At 50.1% G+C, this 3,126-nt stretch carries 2 protein-coding genes and 1 pseudogene; all 3 read left to right on the forward strand.

Features of this window, described 5'->3' with window-relative positions:
* Positions 1-322 (forward strand): annotated as a pseudogene (locus ADK28_RS13070) (AraC family transcriptional regulator); the annotation flags it as partial.
* Positions 323-817: 495 nt separating this feature from the next.
* Positions 818-991 (forward strand): hypothetical protein, encoded by a 174-nt coding sequence (locus ADK28_RS32155; RefSeq protein ID WP_153297017.1) that lies wholly within the window; start codon positions 818-820, stop codon positions 989-991.
* Between the two features lie 457 nt (positions 992-1,448).
* The coding region (locus tag ADK28_RS13075) for a PQQ-binding-like beta-propeller repeat protein (RefSeq protein WP_048795845.1) at positions 1,449-3,126 on the forward strand (1,678 nt) is incomplete at its 3' end.

Genomic DNA, 3,126 nt, shown 5'->3' on the forward strand with positions numbered 1-3,126 from the left:
CATCTATTTGAAGACCCTCTATATTTCTGAGGAAGACTGTCTTGGCAACGTGCTTGCCTCTCTGGCCGACGCCCAGGGAAAAAAAGACATGCAACTTTTTGCAGAGTTCAGTTTTGATGGCGCAAGCGATGAGGCGCAAAAATTCACGCAAAGCATCTACACCAAATCATTCCCGATAAATAAAGTTGGCATGATCGATCGCTTTCTCATTGAAATTATCAACCCCAAAGGCGGCGATAGAATAGAGATGAAGACCTATATCCCCATTGTCTTCCCGATCAAACACAGAGAGAAAGAGGTAGCGCCAGGGCCAGAGCGGTAACCCTGTCACGATCGGCGTTGCTATTTATTAAAAATGGTAATAATTTATATTTATCAATAAAGAATTATGATGAATTTAGGCTCAAAACCACGCATTATCCACTTGCCAAAAAGCACCAACTTTAAGACTTATCTAATTGGAAAACACGTTAATATCTCCCTGAAAATCGCGCCAAGATGGGATCTTCTCGCCCCCACAAGGAATAACCGCTTATCCGTCAAGCGTTCTCTTCGATATGACTTACGTACCAAAACCTTAAATATCAATACGTTACCTACATTTGCTTTTTGTGCGATCGACCAGGTAACTTATTGTTTTTATTCAATTTTTTCTAAACCCCTCGCCTGAGCGCAGCCGACATTTTTCGCTTTATCCCGCCCGCACGCTTGTAGACATCCCCAGATAGTGACGATATTTTATTTCCACGAGACTTATTTTTACGGGTGCTATCAATATGCCTTAAACAAGAATAAAGCGCGTCAGGAAAATAGAGTTATGAGTATTCAATTATGGTCTAAAAACCTAAAAAAACACTATCCTAATGTTAATGTTGAAAAAGTCACCGTCGGCGAACGCGGGAAAGGTTATATTGTCTATGTCGATGGAGAAAGAATGGCATTGAATCATTTTTTTCGCCGCTTCTACCGACACCGGCTTGATAAAGAATGACGTTTCACTCTGAACTCAACGCAGGGTAAACCTCTACGCAACCTCGTGATTAAAAGCGATTCCGCATTCATCATCACTCTAAATAATTAGTCCAGAGAGGCTCTTTCATTCAATGCGTTTATCACTGCAATAGAATATCGGATTGCCCAGCACACCCAAAACCGTATCTCTGCGAAACGGTTACAACCCGGTATTAAATAAAAACATTGATGGTTATTTTTATCGCGCGCGTTCTGTCATCGCCCAATAAAATCCCCTTATCTTGGTCCGGCGACTGATCCAAACCGCAATGGCCACTGTTGAAATGGATATCAAAACGACAACTCAATGCCCCTAAAGCGTTAAAGAATAAAAAGTCTCAAGGCGGGAAATGCCTTGCCTTTCGCGCCGGCATTTTCACGCGCTGGCAGCGATGGGATGGTGATCCAATGTGGATTTAAAAGTCAAAGGAAAACATATGATTAGAACATCGTTTGGTAAGAGAGCCGCTATAATCACGTTCTTTTGCTTGCTGGTTTTTTCTGGCGTCGCGTTAACCGTGGGGGGAGTTTGGCTTATCGCCCTCGGCGGATCGTTCTACTATGCCATTACCGGGATAGGCTACATCGCCGCCGCAGTGCTGGTCCTCAAGCGCAGCAAATCAGCTTGTTACTTAACCGGCCTGCTGTTTTTGATGACGGTGCCGTGGGCGCTTTGGGAGTCGGGGCTTAACTACTGGGCATTGTTCCCTCGCCTGCTGGTGCCCGCCGGCCTCTCTATTATCGCCGCGTTTTTACTTCCCTCGTACCTGCACAGCGCCAAGAGTCAAAAGCAGGCTTACATCGCCGGTTCGGTATTATCCGTGGCATTTGTCGCTTTCTTTATCGGCGCCTTCTTTCCCCATGGCGAAATTACCCCTTCTGGCGACGTGACGTTTATCGAGAGCAAAAGCGACAATGCGCCAGCCGATTGGAGCGCCTATGGCCGCACGACGGAAGGAACGCGCTACGCGCCGTTCAATCAGGTGAACCGTTCAACCGTCAAAGACCTGAAACTCGCCTGGGTTTATCGCACCGGCGATTTCCGGCCGGGCGTGGACCAAAATACCCCGCTCGCGATCGATGATTTGGTGTATAGCTGTACGCCCAACGGTCTTATCACCGCTATCGATGCCGATACGGGTAAAGCGCGCTGGAAATTTGACTCGCATTCCACCTCCCCCGTTTGGCAACGCTGCCGCGGGCTTGGCTACTACAAAAATGAGGATGTTGCGCCAGGCGCTCTGTGCGAGAAAGCGATCGTTCACACCACGATCGATGCCCGACTCATTGCGCTGGATGCCAAAACGGGCCAGAAATGCCCCGCCTTCGGTCAAAACGGTGAGGTGAATCTCGGTCAGCATATGGGGGAAGTGAAACCGGGTTATTACTTCCAAACCTCGGCGCCGACCATCGCCAGAGGGAAGATTATCGTCGGTGGCTGGGTTATCGATAACGTGATGAAAGGCGAGCCTTCCGGCGTCATCAGGGCGTTCGACGCCAAAACCGGCGAGTTGGACTGGGCGTGGGACTTAGGCAACCCGGGCATCACCAAGGCTCCGCCGGCCGGAAGCACCTATACGCGCGGTACGCCGAATATGTGGACCACCGCCGCCTATGACGACAAATTAGGCTTGTTGTATGCGCCGCTTGGCAATGCAACGCCCGACTATTACGGCATGAATCGCCCGGAAAATTCGGATGAGTACAACTCTGCCCTGGTCGCCATTGATATTGAAACAGGCCGTGAGCGCTGGAAGTTCCAAACCACGCATCACGACATTTGGGATTATGACCTCGCATCCCAACCCGCGCTGGTGGACGGTTTTGATGAGCAACATCGCCCGGTGCCCGCCCTTTTGCTCGGCACCAAACGCGGGCAGATTTTCTACCTGAACCGGGAGACCGGCAAACCGCTGGCGCAGGTTGAAGAGAAAGCCGTGCCGACCCAAGGCGCCGCAGAGGAAGAGCGCCTCTCGCCAACCCAGCCGTTCTCCGTCGGCATGCCGACCATTGGCGCCGAACGCCTGACCGAAGAAAAAATGTGGGGCACCACCCTGTTTGACCAGATGGCCTGCCGCATCCTGTTCAAACAGATGAATTACCAGGGCGACATGA

This window comes from Serratia sp. 506_PEND (assembly GCF_001076875.1).
GTDB classification, from domain to species: domain Bacteria; phylum Pseudomonadota; class Gammaproteobacteria; order Enterobacterales; family Enterobacteriaceae; genus Serratia; species Serratia marcescens.

Coding starts and splice junctions, on each gene's coding strand:
- ADK28_RS32155 (WP_153297017.1), top strand. CDS start 818: ATGAGTATTCAATTATGGTCTAAAAACCTAAAAAAACACTATCCTAAT.